The following is a 17,804-nucleotide window of genomic DNA, read 5'->3' on the forward strand; positions in this document are numbered from 1 at the left end:
CTATACTCCGTTGTATTTTTTATTTAATTGCATAATTAATTGCTCATGCAACCCATTAAACCCACCGTTACTCATAATTAAAATATGTTGATTAGCGGCGCTATTTTCAATAACCGTATTTATTATTTTTTCTGTACTTGAAAAACAGGCCATACCCGCTTCTACGGCTTTACTTTTTAATGACCAACTTAAGTTATCAGGCTCAAATAATAACACCTCATCTGCCTGTGCTAATGAGTCAATTAATGTATGCTGATGAACGCCCATTTTCATGGTATTAGAACGCGGCTCTAAAATGGCAATAATTTTTTCACTGCCAACTTTCGCTCTAAGCCCAGCAAGCGTAGTTTTAATTGCTGTGGGGTGATGAGCAAAATCATCATACACTTTTATACTATTAATATCGGCTTTGAGCTCCATACGCCTTTTAGGACTAATAAATTGCGCTAAAGCCTCAATACTATGTGCAATAGCAATACCGACATGACGCGCTGCAGCAATGGCCATAATTGCATTTTTAACATTATGCTCACCAATTGCTTGCCAATTGACCGTGCCTTGTATTTCATTATTTAATAACACGTTAAATTCACTGCCATCGGGTTTTAATAATTGATAATCCCAATCACCCGCTAATGTTTCACTTTCGCTCCATAAACCTTGCTGAATCACGTCACTCAGTGCGGCATCTTGCTTGGGCCAAATGACTTTTCCACTTTGAGGTAATGTACGCATTAAGTGATGAAATTGTTTTTTTATTGCATTTAAATCGTCAAAAATATCCGCGTGATCAAATTCAAGATTATTAAGAACTAAGGTGCGCGGTAAATAATGTACAAATTTACTGCGTTTATCAAAAAAGGCCGTATCGTATTCGTCGGCTTCAATAACAAAGAAGGGCGTTTCACCTACTTTGGCTGATACCCCAAAGTTCTGCACTATCCCTCCAATTAAAAACCCAGGCTTTAAACCTGTATATTCTAAAAGCCACGCCAACATACTTGCTGTAGTTGTTTTTCCGTGAGTGCCTGCAACCGCAAGTACCCAACAGTCTTGTAATAAGTTATGTTTTAGCCACTCAGGCCCAGAAGTATAAGGAATGCCATTATCAAGTACATGCTCAACGCATGCATTACCGCGACTCATTGCATTACCTATCACAACAATATCTGGCACAGGCTTTAGCTGAGCGATATCGTACCCTTGGGTAAGCTCAATACCTAAAGCCTGCAGTTGCGTACTCATTGGAGGATATACATTTTGATCAGACCCAGTGACTTTGTGCCCAAGTGATTTAGCAATAGCGGCAATACCGCCCATAAAGGTACCGCAAATGCCTAAAATATGTATATGCATACATTTATCCTTTATAAAGTGCGCGTATTTTTCTTCACGACAAATAAGAAGGCGTTATAATGCCAAAAATAAGCGATCGTTACCATGAAGGAAGTGCACTTGAAACACCTAAATTGGTAATTAATAGTAAGTAAAATATATGTTTTTATTTACTCTATGCGTTTAATTCTCTTACATTGAATGATATAAACACTATTCATTACTTATAAACAAAATTTTAAATGGACCTTGTATGAAAAAGTTCTTTTTACTCATTAGCATATTAATTAGCCACAACGTTTTCTCACTCGAATTAGCCAAATACCCTATAGAATTAAAATCAAATGACGGCATAAACGCGATTATTGCCCCGACTGCCGATAATAAACAGGCTTTAGTTAAAGTCACAGGGATAAACCACAACATTGATGATGTGGTATTTTTAACCGAATTAAAACCTCATGGCAGTAATAAAGCATATAAATATACCTACGATGGTTCACAAAGAGCGCTCATTAATGTCGCTGATGGCTATCGCTGCTGCTCATATACTTTATACATCCCTAATACGCGTCAAAGTATTTACCTAACAAAAAACGAGAAGACTAATCCCGTTATTGTTGAAGATTTATTAGCCCAATATCAGCAACAACTTAATGCTGGAGTACAAGCTAAACTTGCTGCATTTGATAGAGAAAAACACCTCGATATGCAAAAGCAAACGATTGAGAAAGCCAGTAATGAAATCCTAACCCAGTGCGATACAAAAGTAATAACTAATGTAAATTGGTCTGCGATATCTGATGCCGATTTAAATAAATATGCTGTAGGTGCCTTTTGCTCACAAGTAGTAAAAGAAATGGCTTATCAATGTGAAAGTAATTCAGATTTTAAAGCACAAGCCGCCAAGTTTACTACGGTAAACTGCGAATTTAATGATGAGTTAAAATTACGAGCGAATCATGAGTCACTCGAATTTAAAACCAGCCCGCAAGCGCCAAATCAAAGAGAGTTTATTAGATCTTATTTATTAAATTTATAAGTTCTCGGTTTATAAAAAAAAGCACCTTAAGGTGCTTTTTTTATGAGTAAATTAATAACGGTTTATTACAGTATTTATAAACTTAAAAATAGTATTAAGCCTACACCCAGTAACAGCCGATAAATAACAAAAGGTAGCATCCCCATACGCTCAATAATCTTTAAAAATAAGTATATGCACGCATAAGCAGATAAAAACGATAATACCACTCCTAATATTAACGTACTCCAATCAACAGCATGATCACCTAACGCCAACTCTATCGTGTAGTACAAACCCATCATCGAAATAATAGGGATCGCAAGTAAAAATGAAAAACGCGCTGCGCTTTGTTTATTCATTCCCAATAAAAGCCCTGCGGTCATTGTAATACCCGAACGAGAAGTACCAGGGATCATAGCGACAGCCTGTGCTAAACCAATAAATAAAGCGGTTTTATAATTTAGTTGATAAATCGTTTTTGTTTGTTTTGCTTTAACATCAGCATACCAAAGTAGTAAACCAAAAATAATGGTCGTGGCGGCGATGACCCATGCACTTCTAAGGTATAGCTCAACATAATCTTTTAACAGTAAGCCTAAAATCGCTGCTGGGATTGTGCCTAAAATTATCCACCACCCTAACTTACTGTTTTCGTTGCTTCCTTGTGCACCCCAAGATTTAAACCACGCAACTAAAATATCGGCTACTTCTTTTCTAAAATAGATAATAACAGCAATAAGAGTTCCCACATGTACAGCAACATCAAAAGCAAGGCCTTGATCTTCCCAACCTAATATTTGCGAGGGTAAAATTAAGTGTGCAGAGCTAGATATCGGTAAAAACTCAGTAAAACCCTGAATTAAAGCTAAAATAATTATTTCAATGATACTCATAATGTAGAAAACTCCACCTTCCATAGTTTTTGTTGCGGGTTGTTATATTCTCTCCATAGCTGAGCAATAGTTTGCTTCGCTACAGGGTGAAAAAAATGAGGGGCTAATTGCGCTAAAGGTTGTAACACAAACGCATTCTTGGTGATTTCATCGCGTGGAAGTTGCGCCGGTGTTGTGCAAATGACGTCATCATAAAACAGTAAGTCGAGATCGAGTGTACGTGGACTAAATTTTTTATCGTTTTCACTGCGCCCATGCTCTTTCTCTATTTTTTTTAATAAACGGCATACATCATGCAATGGCATATCGGTATTTGCACCAACCACTGAGTTATAAAAGTTATTACCTGCAAATCCAACAGCTTCACTTTCAAATACACTCGAGTGTTGTAAACAAGAAAAATGCTGTGTCAGAGCATTTAAAGCACAACGTATATAATATTCTTTATTTATATTAGAGCCTAGGCTGATATAAATTTGCGCCATTAAACGCATTCCTTCGTTCGTGTAATTTCAACACCGACTGTTTTTGCTTGAGGTACGGCAGCAGGTTTACTTACTTTAATCGTTACCTCGGGTGTATTAAACTCACTGAGAATAATACGGGCCAGTTGCTCTACTAATGTTTCAAGTAATTCAACGGGCTTTGCGGTAGTGTGTGCTATCACTCTTTCGCTTACTTTTGCATAATCTAAAGCCAATGTAATATCATCATTGTTAGCCGCAGGCTTGATATCGCTTAGCATAGTAATATCAAAATAAAGGCTTTGGGGTGCTTTTTTTTCGAAATCATACACCCCGATAATTGTCTCAACATGTAACTGCGAAATAAAAACCTTATCCATTACTACTCCAAAGAAAAACCACTGAATGAGCCAATATTTATGATAAATATGACGTATAGTTTTTTCAGTGTTTAAAAATATAAAAAATACATCTACAATGTATCTGCGTCGGTTATATTATCCACAATTTTAAAATAATTTTTACTACCTTAAAGTTGAGTGTCAATAATAGCTCAAAAACGGCACTCATTGCATTAAATCAAACAGCTAAAATATTTAATATAAGGAACTGCGTGTTAGTCATTGCCATGTTTACTTTAGCTTATCTAATAGGGTCGATTTCTTCGGCTATATTAGTGTCTCGGCTATTTTCACTGCCCGACCCTCGTCACCATGGCTCGAAGAACCCTGGAGCAACTAATGTTTATCGATTAGGAAGTGCTTTACCCGCTTGCTTAGTATTAGTGTTTGATATTTTAAAAGGGACTTTACCCGTATGGGGAGCCTATTTTTTAGATATAGCGCCACTGCAGCTAGGCGCAATTGCGGTTGCTGCTTGTTTAGGGCATATGTACCCTGTATTTTTTGGTTTTAAAGGCGGCAAAGCAGTCGCAACAGCATTTGGTGCAATATTACCAATAGGACTTTCTTTAGCAGGACTATTAATCGCAACCTGGCTTATTGTCGTGACAATAACACGCTACTCATCGCTTGCTGCATTAATTAGCGTATCTTTAGCGCCATTATATACTTGGTGGATAAAACCTTTATACACTGTCCCTGTTGTTTTACTTACTTTACTTATCGTTTTTAGACACCGTAAAAATATTGTGCGCTTAATTGAAGGCAAAGAGCCAAAAGTCGGGGCTAAAAAAGCCCCTTAACATTAAATGGCGGCTAACGAATCAATTGGCCAACGTGGCTTGGTTTTCATATCTAGGGTTGCAAATTGCCCCGCTTTTAAACGTTGCATCCCCGCATAAGCAATCATTGCTCCATTATCGGTACAAAACTCAGTGCGAGGATAATACACCTGCCCTTTCATTCCTTGCATTACACGCTCTAGCTGCAAACGAAGCTGTGTATTTGCGCTCACTCCTCCTGCGATAACTAACCGCTTGATACCCGTTTGCTTAAGCGCGCGTTTACATTTAATAACTAATGTATCAATCACTGCTGTTTGAAACGCATGGGCAATATCGGCATGTGTTTGTTCATCATTGCTATTTTCGCGTATGGTAATGGCCGCTGCCGTTTTTAACCCGCTAAAGCTAAAGTCGAGCCCAGGCTTGTCTGTCATTGGTCTTGGAAAAATAAATCGTTTAGGGACCCCTTGCTCCGCCATTTTTGCTAGCCTTGGGCCACCTGGGTAATCAAGCCCTAACAACTTAGCCGTTTTATCAAAGGCTTCACCTGCGGCATCATCAACCGACTCTCCAAGTACTTCGTATTGGCCTATCCCAGCGACTTTAACCATCATGGTATGGCCACCAGAGACCAATAAAGCAATAAATGGAAATTCAGGGATAGTCTCTTCCAGCATCGGGGCTAATAAATGCCCTTCCATATGATGTACAGCGACAGCAGGAATATTCCAACCATAGGCGAGTGAACGACCAATTGATGTTCCCACAAGTAACGCCCCAACTAAACCAGGGCCTGCCGTGTAAGCGATGCCATCTAAATCTTCAGGACCACATCCAGCTTGCGCAAAAGCGGCATCAATTAATGGTAGTGTTTTGCGTACATGATCACGTGATGCAAGTTCTGGAACGACACCACCATAATCAGCATGTACTTCAACTTGGCTATAAAGCTGATGAGCAAGTAGTCCCTTTTCATCATCGTAAATTGCTATTCCTGTTTCATCGCACGATGATTCAATGCCTAAAATTCGCATTGTTTAATTCTCCTCACAAGGGTTAAATGGCTAAACCAATGTTAGTTTGACCATCAATAAGAGCTTGCTTCTTTAACGCTTTAACATTGTCAGAAGTCACACGTCCCATGTTTTCAACAAAATCAATTAATTCGCCAAGCACATCAATTTCGTATTGCATTAACGGATGCTCTCGTACTGATTTATTGTCGGCTACGGTGCCTTCAACTGTCAGTTGATATTCGATAAAACGAGCCACAGTGGCTTGTGATATTTTACTAATATTGACAAACTCTTGCTCATCTTGGCCCATTAAACCGTGCATTAAGCTCAGTAATGACGTTGCGGCATCAATGGCAGGGTAAGTACCGAACATGTCAAAATCTTCAAGCTCAGGAACGTTGGGCTCTATTTTTTCAACTTGCTTTTCAAGATCAATTTTACTTTTAGGTAAAAGTATTTTTTCCCAGCAAACATTCAGCGCACTACGAAAAACATCTTCGTCACCAAAACCAGTTGCTTCACTAAATAAACCATAGTTTGGCAGCATTCGCTCTATTAAAGCACTTGCCAAAACAGCTTTTTGTAAGTAATTTAATTCTCTAATTCGTTGAAAGTTATTAGCTTTTGTCATTATTTAATGTCTCGCATGACCAACAAAAATCAAATGATGGTCCGTTATGCTCATTACAGTTGGGGCACACCCAATCTGGAGCGACTTGTTTTACTTGCTGGTAGTTTAACAATATTTCTCTTGCATGGCGCTCTTTTATCGCATAAACCTGTACGCTAACGCTTGTTTGGTCAAATGGAATTTCACCTAAAGCCCCGTGTAGCATTTCTCCTTGTAATTGGCACTCAATCCCTTCATGGAGTAATAATCCTTTTACTATGTTTGCCTCTACTTGGTTTTCTGCCTGATAGATTATGATCCAATTAAATGCGCTATTATTACTGAGGTTATTATGAGTATTTTGCAATGTTCACTTCGCTTATTTTTGGTTACACTAAGTGCTGTTAATAAAAGGAAAAACTAATGACGTTAACAACACCAGGCTTACTCTTTCCAGCAATCTCTTTATTGTTACTTGCTTACACAAACCGTTTTTTAGTTTTAGCGCAATTAATTCGTGAACTCAATTCCCGTGAAGGTGAATCAATTCGCCCTGTAGTCGTTGCACAAATTACAAATTTACGTAAACGTATAAAACTTGTACGAACGATGCAAGTTTATGGTGTTGCTTCGTTTTTATTATGTACTTTATCTATGTTCGCATTATTTATTGAATTTAAAACAACGGGAGTTATTTTATTTGGTGTTAGTTTAAGCTGCTTAAGTTTATCATTATTAACTTCTTTATTCGAAATCCATATCTCATGTGATGCCATTGAAATTGAATTATTAAACATTGAGCAAAAACCACTCAGTGGTAGAGCAACCCGAAATTTCTTAAATAGCCACTCAGAAAAAGTAACTCAAAAAAAATAAAACAACGATTTTTTTGCTCTTTTTATATACTTACAAGCTGTTAAGCTAGGTACTAACAAATGAAATCGCATAATTTTCAATACTAAGTACCTATATAGAAAGTAATAAAACAGTATTATTTATTGATTTTACTTTTCTTCTTTTTAAAACAAAGTTATCCTAGCACCTATCTAAATGAATATCGGGCTTTGCACACTCAATTTAATTATTGGTGCAATTTTTTAGTTATGATATTTGTTCGCATTATTGCGACTTACTTATAAAAAGGGACTATAAAGTGAGATTTGAACAATTAGAACAATTTGTTGCATTAGGGGTTTTGCGCCACTTTAGGCAAGCAGCAGAGCAAACTAAAATTAGTACATCTGCACTTACCCGTAGTATCCAAACATTAGAAGATGAAATGGGTCACGAATTGGTGAAGCGTTCAACACGTTCTGTTAAGCTGACCGAAGAAGGTGAGTTATTTTTAGAATATGCAAAAAACACCCTCGCTCAATTAGAAGAAACTAAAAAACGAATTTATAAAATTGCTAACGGAACTGTCGAAGAAAAGTTAGTAATAGGTTATACCACTAACGCGAGCAGTGTTGTTCCTATCTCTTGTGGCCAATTTTTAGCCCAATACCCTCATGTAAAAATAGAAATGCAATTACAAGATCAGCATGAACTGACTCGTAAATTACAGCAAGGCGAGATAGACATTAGTGTTTGTTCACAAGCGACTAATAATATTGGTAGTGACATACATTTGCCTGATCAACTCATACTTTTTGTTTCTAAATACCACCCTCTTGCGCATAAACATGATATTAGTAAACAAGACTTAGATCAGTACCCGTTATTTGGTTGTTTTTCACAATCAAAACAAGTACAAAGCATGTTAAATGAAGCTATTGATTCTCTTAATAAGTCAGCTTCGATTAAAGTCGGTAGTATTGATCAGGTAATGACGGGGTTAATTAAATCAGATCACTTTGCAATTGCAAGTATTGAGCATGCCAACTCGGTATCAGAGCATACTGATTTAGTACAATTGAAAACGAGCGAAGGGCTAGGAAACGAGCAACTAATTGTACAAACTAGCCAACAAGTTTCATCTGGTGAGCATATCAATCACCTACTCTCTTTGATTAAGAAAACAGCAGCGCTAAATAATTAAATTTATGATTTATGATTTATGATAGCTAACACATTTAGTAACTCAATAATGAAGTTTTAATGTATTAGCTATTTTAAGTTAACGCTTACCAATAAGAAAAGAACAACCCCGCAAATACAGCCATTCCAACATAATGATTATTTATAAACGCCTTAAAGCAGGTTTCACGTTCGCGTGTACGAATTAGCCATTGTTGATATAGTAATAGAGCAACTGCGACACTCAGCCCTATAAAATATTCCCATGTTAAATTTTCCAGAAAACCAATAGCAAGTAATAAACCAATAAAACAGCCATTGAGTAAAAATATAATATGGCGGTCTAATTGAGAAAATAAAATTGCGGTTGATTTTACACCTATTTTAACATCATCGTCGCGATCAACCATGGCGTACATGGTGTCGTAAGCGACGGTCCACAGTACATTAGCAACAAATAACAACCAAGCCTGCATAGGCACTGTGCCTGTAGAGGCCATATAAGCCATAGGAATAGCCCAGCCAAAAGCTGCACCGAGTACCACTTGAGGAAGATGAGTAAAGCGTTTCATAAAGGGATAAGTAAATGCCAACGCAAGCGCCCCAAACGACAGTAAAATAGTGTTAAGCCCCAGAGTAATAACCAACAAAAAAGCTAAAAAAATCAATAACACAAATAATGATAAAGCTTCACCTGGTAAAACATGCCCTGCAGCCAATGGGCGCTTTGCTGTTCGCTTAACAGCACCATCCACTTTTCTATCTGCAAAATCATTAATGACACAACCTGCGCTTCTCATCACAACCACGCCTAAAGTAAACACAATAAAATTATGTAAACTCGCCAATCCATCATTTGCTAGCCAAAGAGCCCAATAGGTCGGCCATAATAAAAGTAAAATACCAATGGGTTTATCCAGGCGCATTAACTGCCCGTAATAAGGGATATTTTTAATCACTAATGCATTTAATTTCATGTGTATAAATACGCCTCTGGTAAAAATACTTCACACACTAAAAAGTGATAGTTTTGCAATGAAAATACACTACGACGGCCTAATAAGGATCTTGTTGGTTGATTAAGCTGAGATACTATTTTTTGCATGGGGTGGTGTTTCTCAAAATGAGCAAATTCAATATTATTACGGCTTAAATGTGGATCTTGAAAAATCACATCTCCTAATGGCCGCTCCCCCATATTATGTAGTTCATTATTATTAGCCGTATCGGGTAACCAACTTTGTGCATACACATGCGGTTTTTCATCGCACAACAACAAAACTTCTCTATTAAGCGCATACTGGCTTTCACATTTAAGCATCGCTTGTTGTTGCGGTGTTAAAATAAAACGTTGCTCGTTTAATACATTAACCGAGAAAGTGCACGCGTGAGCTTTTAATTTAGCTGTTAACGAATGGGGTTCAAGGAGCCATTCTTGCTCGCGAGAACTTAAAGTTGTTGCGCAATGTGCATCATGCCACTGAGCAGATATAGAAACAGGAAAATTAATCACAAGTACTCTGTATAATAAAAACCAGCGTAATAATATCATTGCCAATGCATTTGAAAAAGCGCTGTTTTTATGTGATAAAAACATGTAACTACTATTTATTAAGCACTATAAAGTATAAACTGATTGTAATTAGTTAATGGAATTAATACTAAAATGAAAAAAATTATTTTTGCTGGTGTTTTATCACTATTTAGCATGCTGTTTAGCTCAAACTTACACGCTCAATCAAATGTGGGGTATTTTGGCTTTGAACCCGATATTATTGCCAACTATATTGGAGCATCAAGTAAGAAGTTAGGCTATGTTAGAGTGACTGTTGATTTAATGCTTAACAACACCGCAGATATCGCAATTGTTGAACATCACACTCCATTACTTAGAGATGCTATCGTTGAAATTTTATCAAAAGAGTCAGAAGAGCAAATAAAATCTTTAGCTGGGCGTGAAAAAATAAGAGCGACTTGCGCAGCAAAACTTAAAACATTACTAAAAGAAGAAACAGGACAAGAAATCATCCGTGATGTCTTGTTCACTAAATATTTATACCATTAAGCTTTTGTTTTTACATTAAAAAGATGAGCGGTTAAGGCAAACGCCATACCGCTTACCAACCCTGCTAAATGCGCCCAGTTAGCCATACCAATAAATAACACATCAAAAAAACCAACAACGAGCCAAATCAACATAAAGCCAATAGTACTACGACTTACTAAAGCGGGCTTTTGTGGGTTTAATAGACTACTTATCCAACAAAACCCTAATAGAGCGTAAACAACACCGCTTAAGCCACCAAAGTTAGGGCCAACCATTAAATATTGAGCCCAATTACTTAATAAGGCACTAATAAAAAACACGCCAACCAATGTTAGTTTGCCATATTGTTTTTCAATCGTGTCGCCTAGCGACATCCACCACACCAAATTAAATGCAATATGCATTAAGCTAAAATGCACAACCGCAGGTGCTATCCATGTAATAGGCCGTGTGGCATTAAATTGTAAAGCACTATATATACTTTCAAACCCACCAGCTAAAAATGCGATATAGACGATAATACTAATAATACTGACACTTTGATTTAACCAACTTAATGCTTTAAAGCGTGAAAATAAATTAAGTGGCTGCCCTTGATAGTGCAAAGCATTATGACTACTGCCAACCTGCCAAGAAGCTTGTAGGTATTTTTCTTGATTTGGGTTTTGTGCAAATTCAGCCCATAATGGCTTTACTTGATGGAAATGCTCAGCTGCAACACTAATAATAACCGTATTATCTTGAGCGGGCTTTAATTCACCATGAAACCCTTCGCTTTTTAAATAATCGATAAAACCTTGTGCTAATCGTGGATTATTTAAACTACCGAGTTCTATCATCGTTCAATATGTTCCTGATAAGCGCCTTCCCACGCGGTAAAGCCGCCATCCATGCTATAAACATCTTCAAAACCTTGTTCAACCAAATAATTAGCCGCCCCTTGCGAGCTCATTCCATGGTAACAAACAATAATAATTGGCTGATCGAATTCTTTTTCCATCATAAATTGAGCAATATTAGTATTTGATAACGCTTCAGAACCAGGGATATGCCCAGCTTGATATGAATTAGGATCGCGAATATCAGCAATAACTACCTCTTCTTTTTCTAGTAGTTCAAATGTTTGTGCAATAGATATGTGTTTAAATGCCATGAAAATCTCTTTAATTAATAATATAAAAAGGCGACCAACGTCGCCTTTATTAGAATTAAACCCTAACCCCAAATACTCGCTACTTTGGGTATGTTGAACCTAATCCCAGTTTAAAATAACTTTTCCAGATTGTCCTGAAATCATCATATCAAAACCAGCTTGGAAGTCATCAATACTATACTGATGCGTAATAATTGGACTTAAGTCTAAACCGGATTGAATTAAGCTGGCCATTTTATACCAGGTTTCAAACATTTCTCGTCCGTAAATCCCTTTAATGACTAAGCCTTTAAAAATTACTTGATTCCAATCAACCGCCATGTCCGAAGGAGGAATACCTAGCATTGCTATTTTTCCGCCGTGGTTCATATTATTGAGCATTGAGTTAAATGCACTCGGTACACCTGACATTTCAAGACCAATATCAAAACCTTCACTCATGCCTAATTCGTTAATTACATCTTCAAGCTTTTCTGTGGCTACGTTGACAGCTCGAGTTGCCCCCATTTTACGTGCCAGCTCTAGTCTGTAATCATTCACATCAGTTATTACAACATGGCGAGCACCAACGTGCTTTGCCACGGCTACCGCCATAATACCAATAGGTCCTGCGCCAGTGATTAATACATCTTCGCCGACTAAATCAAACGATAAAGCCGTGTGTACTGCATTACCAAACGGGTCGAAAATTGAAGCAAGTTCATCAGGAATATTATCTGGAATTTTAAATGCATTAAAGGCCGGGATCACTAAATATTCTGCAAAAGCCCCTTCACGATTAACCCCTACCCCTGTGGTATTACGACATAAGTGAACACGACCAGCGCGGCAGTTACGACAATGGCCACATGTAATATGCCCTTCACCTGAGACTCTATCACCTACAGTAAAACCACGAACCTCTTGACCCATATCAACAACTTCGCCTACATATTCATGGCCTACAACCATGGGCGTAGGAATGGTTTTTTGTGACCATTCATCCCATTTATATATATGGACATCGGTGCCGCAAATGGCTGTTTTACGAATTTTAATCAGTAAATCGTTATGGCCCACTTCAGGCTTGGGTACATCTGTCATCCAAATGCCCGGTTCTGCTTTTAATTTTGATAATGCTTTCATTGTTAACACTCAACTAAAAAAGCCAAAGTACACCTTTGGCTTATAAGAATTAAATCACACCCATTTCTTTACCAATGGAAGTAAACGCGGCAATGGCAATGTCGAGCTGTTCAATGCTATGCGCTGCTGATATTTGCGTACGGATACGAGCCTGGCCTTTAGGTACAACCGGAAATGAGAATCCCGTCACATAAATGCCTTCACCAAGCAGCTTATCAGCCATTAGCGACGCAACTTTAGCATCACCTAACATAACTGGAATAATAGCATGGTCTTTGCCTGCACATGTAAAGCCAGCAGCTTGCATTTGCTCTCTAAAATATTTTGCATTAGACCAAAGTTTATCGCGAAGTTCTGCACTATTTTCTAGCGTTTCAAGTACTTTAATTGACGCTGTTACGATAGAAGGCGCTAACGAGTTAGAAAACAAATATGGGCGTGAACGCTGACGTAGCCATTCAACAATTTCTTTTTTCCCCGATGTATAGCCACCCGACGCACCACCGAGTGCTTTACCTAGCGTCCCTGTAATAATGTCAACACGGTCAAGCACATTACAGTACTCAGGTGTGCCTTTACCGTTTTCACCTACAAATCCAACTGCATGAGAGTCATCAACCATAACTAACGCATCATATTTATCAGCTAAGTCGCATACAGCAGCTAAATTACAAATAACACCATCCATTGAAAATACACCATCGGTGGCAATTAATTTTGTTTTAGCACCTGCCGCATCGGCTGCAATTAACTGCTGCTCTAAATCGTGCATATCATTGTTAGCATAACGAAAACGTTTTGCTTTACATAAACGAACACCATCAATAATAGAGGCATGATTTAATGAATCAGAAATAATCGCATCATCAGCACCTAAAATCGTTTCAAACAAGCCGGTATTTGCATCAAAACATGATGAATACAAAATCGTATCTTCAGTTTCTAAAAAAGCACTAATTTTTTGCTCTAACGTTTTATGAATATCTTGTGTGCCACAAATAAAACGTACCGATGCAACACCAAAACCATGATCATCTAACCCTTGTTGTGCTGCAGCTATCAGCTGTGGGCTGTTAGCCAATCCTAAGTAATTGTTAGCACAAAAGTTAATAACTTTTTCGCCTGAAGCAACTTCAATTTGAGCTTGCTGTTGTGAAGTTATTACACGCTCGCTTTTATACAAACCTTCGCTTTTAACGTCTTCGATTTGTTGCTGTAGCTGGCTAAAAAAAGCAGATGCTCTCATTTGGGATCTCCAATTAATTGAACGGGAAAGCAGTTTTTAAATTAATACTGCTTAATATGGCTGGTATTGTAAAAGTTTAATGCACAAATTGCACTTTTTGTAGTTCATCGCAAAATGTAAAATAAACGTAAGTAAATTAGCTAAGTATTCGTAAGCAGCTGTGTTAAGTCATCAATCGAATTAAACACATAATCAGCACTTTTCAGTGCACTTTCATCAAGGCTTTTACCTGATTTAACCAATACACTGGTATTAATATCTGCCGCTTTAGCCGCTAATATATCGCCGAGTTTATCACCAACCATGATACTTTTCTCAGTGTCTATATTATGCTCTTTGATCCCTTGTAAAATCATACCTGGTTTTGGTTTTCTGCAATTACACTGCTGTAGGTATGGCGCTTGCGCATTAGTAGGATGGTGCGGACAAAAATAAACTTCTGTAATATTTACTTGATGCTGTAAAAAGCGCTGTTTCATCCACTGCGTTAGCGCTAAAAAATCGCTTTCACTGTAATATCCACGCCCTATACCAGATTGATTAGTTACTATAATTATTTTATAACCGGCATCATAAAATGCCTTACAAGTACTAAATACTCCATCTATAAACTCAAACTGCTCACTTTGATATACGTAACCATGATCTATATTAACCACACCATCACGGTCTAAAAACAAGGCTTTATTTAACTTCATTCTAGTAACTCTTTTTCAACCACATTATCAAACATAGTCATAACCGATTGTGTAGTAATTTGTGCCATTAAATCATCCCCTTTTACCCGCGTCCCCCACGGTAACTGTTCAGCTGTTTTTCCGGTTTGTTTAAGCAGGTTTTGATGATAAACCTCAACCACATAGTTTTGGTATAAATAAGGACCTGTACGAGCCGGGTTTGAATGGGCATATAAACCAATAACAGGGGTATTTACCGTCACCGCCATATGAGCAGGTCCTGTATCAGGGGCAAGTAATAAACTCGATTTTTTTAATACGCATAATAATTCTTTAAGTTTTGTTTTACCCACTAAATTTAAGATAGGCACTGTCGCATTATTTATAATTGCCTTAGCTAAATTAGTTTCAAGTTCAGTTGGCCCGCCAGTTAAAACCACTTTAAAGCCTTTTTTATGGGCATAATCGGCTAATTTTGCATATCGCTCTGGCAACCAATTGCGCTGCGCTTTACTCGCAGCTGGAGCAATTGCAAATAGTTTACTATTTACATATTCATCACCAAGTAACTGCTCTGCCTTGGTTTCATCTTGTAAAGAGTAAGGCATCTGCCAAGACGGTTGATAATCATCAACGCCAATAGCTTGAGCAAAGCCTTTAAACCCCTCTAAAACATGTGCCTGTTGCTCTCGGGCAATGCGTTTATTAATAAAAAGACTGTGTAATTCTTTCGAACGAGCCCAATCAAAGCCTATTTTTACCTTGGCAGGGATACATCGTGAAACTAAACCAGCACGCAAGGCAACTTGCATATTAAGCAGTACATCAAAGCACTGACCTTTAAATTGCTGCTTTAACTGCTTATAGGCAGTTTTACCTTGTTTTTTATCAAAAACAATCAATTCAACACCTGGCAAATCAGCAAGCAACATCGCCTCAACTTTACCAACCACCCACGTGATTTTAGCCTTTGGATAGTGTTTTTGAATTGCTTGTACCGCACTCACACCATGGCACACATCGCCAATAGCACTGAGTCTTAAAATACAAATAGATGAGTAATTAGGCACTGAATATAACTTCCTAGGCAATTATGGATAGAAGACGATCTTAAATTATAATCACACTATTGCAAGTACTTATACTATGAGTAAAAACACGTTAATATAACGCCTTTAGTCATTTATATTTTGTGAGCCATGTTTAAACAATACGTGCAAGGGAATCATACTACTTTAAGTCATCCTAACTATGCTGACAGGGTCAATTTGCAATGGTTTGATGCGCAATATTGGCAACAACAAAATAAAATTATAGGCGCAAAAAAAGGCCGCGCTACGGCTTGGTTTTTTAATCAAGGGGAGCTCAACGCTGTACTTCGTCATTATTGGCGAGGGGGATTAATTGGTAAGCTATTAACTGACCAATACCTGTACTTAGGACTTGAGAGTACGCGGGTATATAAAGAATTTAATTTAATGCACCAATTAATAAAGCTCGGACTTAATGTCCCTTTACCCATAGCGGCTAAAGTCACTAAAAATGGTTTAATTTATCGTGGCGACATTATAACTCAAGCAATACCTGAAGCAAAAAGCGTATTAGATATACTGATTGAACGTGCTTTAACAGAGGCTGAAATTGAGCGTATTGCACACACTATCGCACAATTTCATTCAAACGGGGTTTTCCACGCAGACTTAAATATCAATAACATTTTATTTAATGGTGACGGGGAAGTTTATATCATTGATTTTGATCGTGGTGAAATACGAAAACAAAATAAAAAATGGCAACAAAACAACATGGCACGTCTTGCGCGCTCATTTATAAAAGAGCAAGGGCGGAACCACCATTTTCATTGGCAAAAAGATCACTGGCAGCAGTTAGTTAATTATTATGACCAACGCTTAGTTAGTCTTTAATAAACGCTCAACACCTTGATATATTGTATTAAAACTATGTTCACTATTAAGTGTAGTTAAATTATTGAGCATAGTTTGATAAGCTGGCTCTTCAATTAATGAGGTGACCTGCATAGTCATCGCATTGACTGAAAACTCTCCAACACGCACGGCCCCGACTCGTTCACACTGAGATAAGCGCGCACCTTGATCGTTAGCAATTGCACACGCCACCGTTGGTACTTTTAAGGCAATGGCTTGCAATACTGTATCTCCACCACTTAATACCGCACATTTAGCCTGACTTAATAGTGATATAAACGAATTATTATCCACTGATGATAAACAAGTTACCTGTGTCGAAAAATAGGCTTGTTTTGGGTAATTCGGACCGTAAACGACCACAACCTTTAATTTAGTTATCTTACTTATGTTTTCAGCAATGGCTAAGTAAGTATCCGCACACAGCTCTCCGTTTTGCGAATGCCCACCAGAGCCTGCGTTCACTAAAATATACTTTTTTTCTTCTAGCGAGTACTGACTTAGCACACTTTGATTATGCTCTGAGCTAGGCAATGACATAAAAGTGCCTACATTTTGCGGGCGAGTTAGTGGGAATAATTTAAGCTTTAATCGTTCAAGCCACGAGAGCGGCTTTATACAGTACTCTGGCTGTACCACCCAATGCTCATCAATCAAGTTAATACGATTAAGCTTTAAGCCTTTCGCACGCTTTTTACTATGTTGAGAAATAAAAATCACTTTTGCCGCAACTTCTTTAGCAACTTTCATTTGTCCAGCACGTCCTGCACAATCAAAAACCACAATATCCGGTTTAAAATCTCTAATTACCTGATATACAGACGGGTTATCTTTTGTCGCTGACTTTTCTAATAACGTGGTTTTAAATGGACAACGGTGTGCATAAGTCGTTTTTTTATTGAGAATAAATTGTATTTCTATCGAATCTGTAAATTGCTTTGACAGAGATTGAGCAAGCACGAGTGAACGCATATATTCGCCCACCCCTTTAGGAGATGAAACGGGTATAAATAGCAGCCGTTTTTTTTCCATGTAAATTTATACTCCTCAATTTTTAGCAAATTAT

General features: G+C 37.7%; 22 protein-coding genes. 6 read left to right on the plus strand and 16 right to left on the minus strand.

What is annotated here, in order from left to right; genetic code table 11:
- Entirely contained in the window at positions 1-1,356 is a 1,356-nt protein-coding gene (gene mpl, locus J8L70_RS12175; RefSeq protein WP_211055862.1) for a UDP-N-acetylmuramate:L-alanyl-gamma-D-glutamyl-meso-diaminopimelate ligase, read from the minus strand.
- A gap of 232 nt (positions 1,357-1,588) precedes the next feature.
- Here mpl and J8L70_RS12180 point away from each other — a divergent pair, with 232 nt between their 5' ends.
- Positions 1,589-2,377, plus strand: coding sequence for a hypothetical protein (locus J8L70_RS12180; protein WP_211055863.1), 789 nt, complete (start codon positions 1,589-1,591; stop codon positions 2,375-2,377).
- 74 nt (positions 2,378-2,451) lie between these two features.
- On the opposite strand, the gene J8L70_RS12185 is transcribed toward J8L70_RS12180, so the two are convergent.
- Genes J8L70_RS12185 through folB form a run of 3 tightly spaced genes read right to left on the minus strand, consistent with a single transcriptional unit; the run spans position 2,452 to position 4,096 of the window.
- A complete protein-coding gene (locus J8L70_RS12185) occupies positions 2,452-3,252 on the minus strand; it encodes an undecaprenyl-diphosphate phosphatase (protein ID WP_211055864.1) in 801 nt (266 codons plus the stop codon).
- Positions 3,249-3,737, minus strand: coding sequence for a 2-amino-4-hydroxy-6-hydroxymethyldihydropteridine diphosphokinase (folK, locus tag J8L70_RS12190; RefSeq protein ID WP_211055865.1), 489 nt, complete (start codon positions 3,735-3,737; stop codon positions 3,249-3,251). The genes J8L70_RS12185 and folK overlap by 4 nt, the downstream gene beginning before the upstream one ends.
- Positions 3,737-4,096, minus strand: coding sequence for a dihydroneopterin aldolase (gene folB / locus J8L70_RS12195; RefSeq protein WP_211055866.1), 360 nt, complete (start codon positions 4,094-4,096; stop codon positions 3,737-3,739). Before folB ends, folK begins: the two co-directional genes overlap by 1 nt.
- A 233-nt stretch (positions 4,097-4,329) precedes the next feature.
- Here folB and plsY point away from each other — a divergent pair, with 233 nt between their 5' ends.
- Positions 4,330-4,920 carry a glycerol-3-phosphate 1-O-acyltransferase PlsY gene (gene plsY / locus J8L70_RS12200; protein WP_211055867.1) on the plus strand — a complete coding sequence of 197 codons (591 nt, stop codon included), beginning with the start codon at positions 4,330-4,332 and terminating at the stop codon, positions 4,918-4,920.
- A 2-nt stretch (positions 4,921-4,922) separates the two neighbouring features.
- Here plsY and tsaD read toward each other — a convergent pair whose 3' ends face one another.
- Genes tsaD through J8L70_RS12215 form a run of 3 tightly spaced genes read right to left on the minus strand, consistent with a single transcriptional unit; the run spans position 4,923 to position 6,895 of the window.
- Positions 4,923-5,936, minus strand: coding sequence for a tRNA (adenosine(37)-N6)-threonylcarbamoyltransferase complex transferase subunit TsaD (gene tsaD / locus J8L70_RS12205; RefSeq protein WP_211055868.1), 1,014 nt, complete (start codon positions 5,934-5,936; stop codon positions 4,923-4,925).
- A gap of 22 nt (positions 5,937-5,958) precedes the next feature.
- Positions 5,959-6,549: a YjaG family protein gene (locus J8L70_RS12210; RefSeq protein WP_211055869.1), complete on the minus strand. Its 591-nt coding sequence runs from the start codon at positions 6,547-6,549 to the stop codon at positions 5,959-5,961.
- Positions 6,536-6,895 carry a DUF2007 domain-containing protein gene (locus tag J8L70_RS12215; protein WP_211055870.1) on the minus strand — a complete coding sequence of 120 codons (360 nt, stop codon included), beginning with the start codon at positions 6,893-6,895 and terminating at the stop codon, positions 6,536-6,538. The genes J8L70_RS12210 and J8L70_RS12215 overlap by 14 nt, the downstream gene beginning before the upstream one ends.
- A 56-nt stretch (positions 6,896-6,951) precedes the next feature.
- Here J8L70_RS12215 and J8L70_RS12220 point away from each other — a divergent pair, with 56 nt between their 5' ends.
- Both J8L70_RS12220 and J8L70_RS12225 read left to right on the plus strand, forming a co-directional pair.
- Entirely contained in the window at positions 6,952-7,404 is a 453-nt protein-coding gene (locus tag J8L70_RS12220; RefSeq protein ID WP_211055871.1) for a DUF2721 domain-containing protein, read from the plus strand.
- Positions 7,405-7,681: 277 nt separating this feature from the next.
- Positions 7,682-8,566: a LysR family transcriptional regulator gene (locus J8L70_RS12225; protein WP_211055872.1), complete on the plus strand. Its 885-nt coding sequence runs from the start codon at positions 7,682-7,684 to the stop codon at positions 8,564-8,566.
- Between the two features lie 85 nt (positions 8,567-8,651).
- On the opposite strand, the gene ubiA is transcribed toward J8L70_RS12225, so the two are convergent.
- Together ubiA and J8L70_RS12235 are read right to left on the minus strand one after the other, a co-directional pair.
- Entirely contained in the window at positions 8,652-9,521 is an 870-nt protein-coding gene (gene ubiA / locus J8L70_RS12230) for a 4-hydroxybenzoate octaprenyltransferase (protein ID WP_211055873.1), read from the minus strand.
- Positions 9,518-10,057 carry a chorismate lyase gene (locus J8L70_RS12235; RefSeq protein ID WP_211055896.1) on the minus strand — a complete coding sequence of 180 codons (540 nt, stop codon included), beginning with the start codon at positions 10,055-10,057 and terminating at the stop codon, positions 9,518-9,520. Before J8L70_RS12235 ends, ubiA begins: the two co-directional genes overlap by 4 nt.
- A gap of 153 nt (positions 10,058-10,210) precedes the next feature.
- Between J8L70_RS12235 and J8L70_RS12240 the strand changes: the two genes are divergently transcribed.
- On the plus strand, positions 10,211-10,609 hold the full coding sequence (locus tag J8L70_RS12240; protein WP_211055874.1) for a flagellar basal body-associated protein FliL: 399 nt from the start codon (positions 10,211-10,213) through the stop codon (positions 10,607-10,609).
- On the opposite strand, the gene glpG is transcribed toward J8L70_RS12240, so the two are convergent.
- From glpG to J8L70_RS12270, 6 genes are all read right to left on the minus strand, one after another.
- Positions 10,606-11,430, minus strand: a complete 825-nt coding sequence (glpG, locus tag J8L70_RS12245) for a rhomboid family intramembrane serine protease GlpG (protein WP_211055875.1) — start codon at positions 11,428-11,430, stop codon at positions 10,606-10,608. The genes J8L70_RS12240 and glpG overlap by 4 nt on opposite strands.
- Positions 11,427-11,744, minus strand: coding sequence for a thiosulfate sulfurtransferase GlpE (gene glpE, locus J8L70_RS12250; RefSeq protein WP_211055876.1), 318 nt, complete (start codon positions 11,742-11,744; stop codon positions 11,427-11,429). Before glpE ends, glpG begins: the two co-directional genes overlap by 4 nt.
- Before the next feature lie 99 nt (positions 11,745-11,843).
- Complete coding sequence (tdh, locus tag J8L70_RS12255; protein ID WP_211055877.1) at positions 11,844-12,869, minus strand: L-threonine 3-dehydrogenase; 1,026 nt, start codon at positions 12,867-12,869, stop codon at positions 11,844-11,846.
- Positions 12,870-12,918: 49 nt separating this feature from the next.
- Positions 12,919-14,115 (minus strand): glycine C-acetyltransferase, encoded by a 1,197-nt coding sequence (locus J8L70_RS12260; RefSeq protein ID WP_211055878.1) that lies wholly within the window; start codon positions 14,113-14,115, stop codon positions 12,919-12,921.
- A gap of 140 nt (positions 14,116-14,255) precedes the next feature.
- Positions 14,256-14,813, minus strand: coding sequence for a D-glycero-beta-D-manno-heptose 1,7-bisphosphate 7-phosphatase (gene gmhB / locus J8L70_RS12265; RefSeq protein WP_211055879.1), 558 nt, complete (start codon positions 14,811-14,813; stop codon positions 14,256-14,258).
- Positions 14,810-15,862 carry a glycosyltransferase family 9 protein gene (locus tag J8L70_RS12270; RefSeq protein ID WP_211055880.1) on the minus strand — a complete coding sequence of 351 codons (1,053 nt, stop codon included), beginning with the start codon at positions 15,860-15,862 and terminating at the stop codon, positions 14,810-14,812. The genes gmhB and J8L70_RS12270 overlap by 4 nt, the downstream gene beginning before the upstream one ends.
- Positions 15,863-15,991: 129 nt before the next feature.
- On the opposite strand from J8L70_RS12270, the gene J8L70_RS12275 reads away from it, so the two are divergent.
- A complete protein-coding gene (locus tag J8L70_RS12275) occupies positions 15,992-16,717 on the plus strand; it encodes a 3-deoxy-D-manno-octulosonic acid kinase (protein ID WP_211055881.1) in 726 nt (241 codons plus the stop codon).
- On the opposite strand, the gene J8L70_RS12280 is transcribed toward J8L70_RS12275, so the two are convergent.
- Positions 16,703-17,770 (minus strand): glycosyltransferase family 1 protein, encoded by a 1,068-nt coding sequence (locus J8L70_RS12280; protein WP_211055882.1) that lies wholly within the window; start codon positions 17,768-17,770, stop codon positions 16,703-16,705. The genes J8L70_RS12275 and J8L70_RS12280 overlap by 15 nt on opposite strands.
- Positions 17,771-17,804 lie beyond the last annotated feature (34 nt).

This window comes from Pseudoalteromonas sp. MMG010 (assembly GCF_018100905.1).
GTDB lineage: Bacteria > Pseudomonadota > Gammaproteobacteria > Enterobacterales > Alteromonadaceae > Pseudoalteromonas.

Coding starts and splice junctions, on each gene's coding strand:
- mpl (WP_211055862.1), bottom strand. CDS start 1,356: ATGCATATACATATTTTAGGCATTTGCGGTACCTTTATGGGCGGTATT.
- J8L70_RS12180 (WP_211055863.1), top strand. CDS start 1,589: ATGAAAAAGTTCTTTTTACTCATTAGCATATTAATTAGCCACAACGTT.
- J8L70_RS12185 (WP_211055864.1), bottom strand. CDS start 3,252: ATGAGTATCATTGAAATAATTATTTTAGCTTTAATTCAGGGTTTTACT.
- folK (WP_211055865.1), bottom strand. CDS start 3,737: ATGGCGCAAATTTATATCAGCCTAGGCTCTAATATAAATAAAGAATAT.
- folB (WP_211055866.1), bottom strand. CDS start 4,096: ATGGATAAGGTTTTTATTTCGCAGTTACATGTTGAGACAATTATCGGG.
- tsaD (WP_211055868.1), bottom strand. CDS start 5,936: ATGCGAATTTTAGGCATTGAATCATCGTGCGATGAAACAGGAATAGCA.
- J8L70_RS12210 (WP_211055869.1), bottom strand. CDS start 6,549: ATGACAAAAGCTAATAACTTTCAACGAATTAGAGAATTAAATTACTTA.
- J8L70_RS12220 (WP_211055871.1), top strand. CDS start 6,952: ATGACGTTAACAACACCAGGCTTACTCTTTCCAGCAATCTCTTTATTG.
- ubiA (WP_211055873.1), bottom strand. CDS start 9,521: ATGAAATTAAATGCATTAGTGATTAAAAATATCCCTTATTACGGGCAG.
- J8L70_RS12240 (WP_211055874.1), top strand. CDS start 10,211: ATGAAAAAAATTATTTTTGCTGGTGTTTTATCACTATTTAGCATGCTG.
- glpG (WP_211055875.1), bottom strand. CDS start 11,430: ATGATAGAACTCGGTAGTTTAAATAATCCACGATTAGCACAAGGTTTT.
- glpE (WP_211055876.1), bottom strand. CDS start 11,744: ATGGCATTTAAACACATATCTATTGCACAAACATTTGAACTACTAGAA.
- tdh (WP_211055877.1), bottom strand. CDS start 12,869: ATGAAAGCATTATCAAAATTAAAAGCAGAACCGGGCATTTGGATGACA.
- J8L70_RS12260 (WP_211055878.1), bottom strand. CDS start 14,115: ATGAGAGCATCTGCTTTTTTTAGCCAGCTACAGCAACAAATCGAAGAC.
- gmhB (WP_211055879.1), bottom strand. CDS start 14,813: ATGAAGTTAAATAAAGCCTTGTTTTTAGACCGTGATGGTGTGGTTAAT.
- J8L70_RS12275 (WP_211055881.1), top strand. CDS start 15,992: ATGTTTAAACAATACGTGCAAGGGAATCATACTACTTTAAGTCATCCT.
- J8L70_RS12280 (WP_211055882.1), bottom strand. CDS start 17,770: ATGGAAAAAAAACGGCTGCTATTTATACCCGTTTCATCTCCTAAAGGG.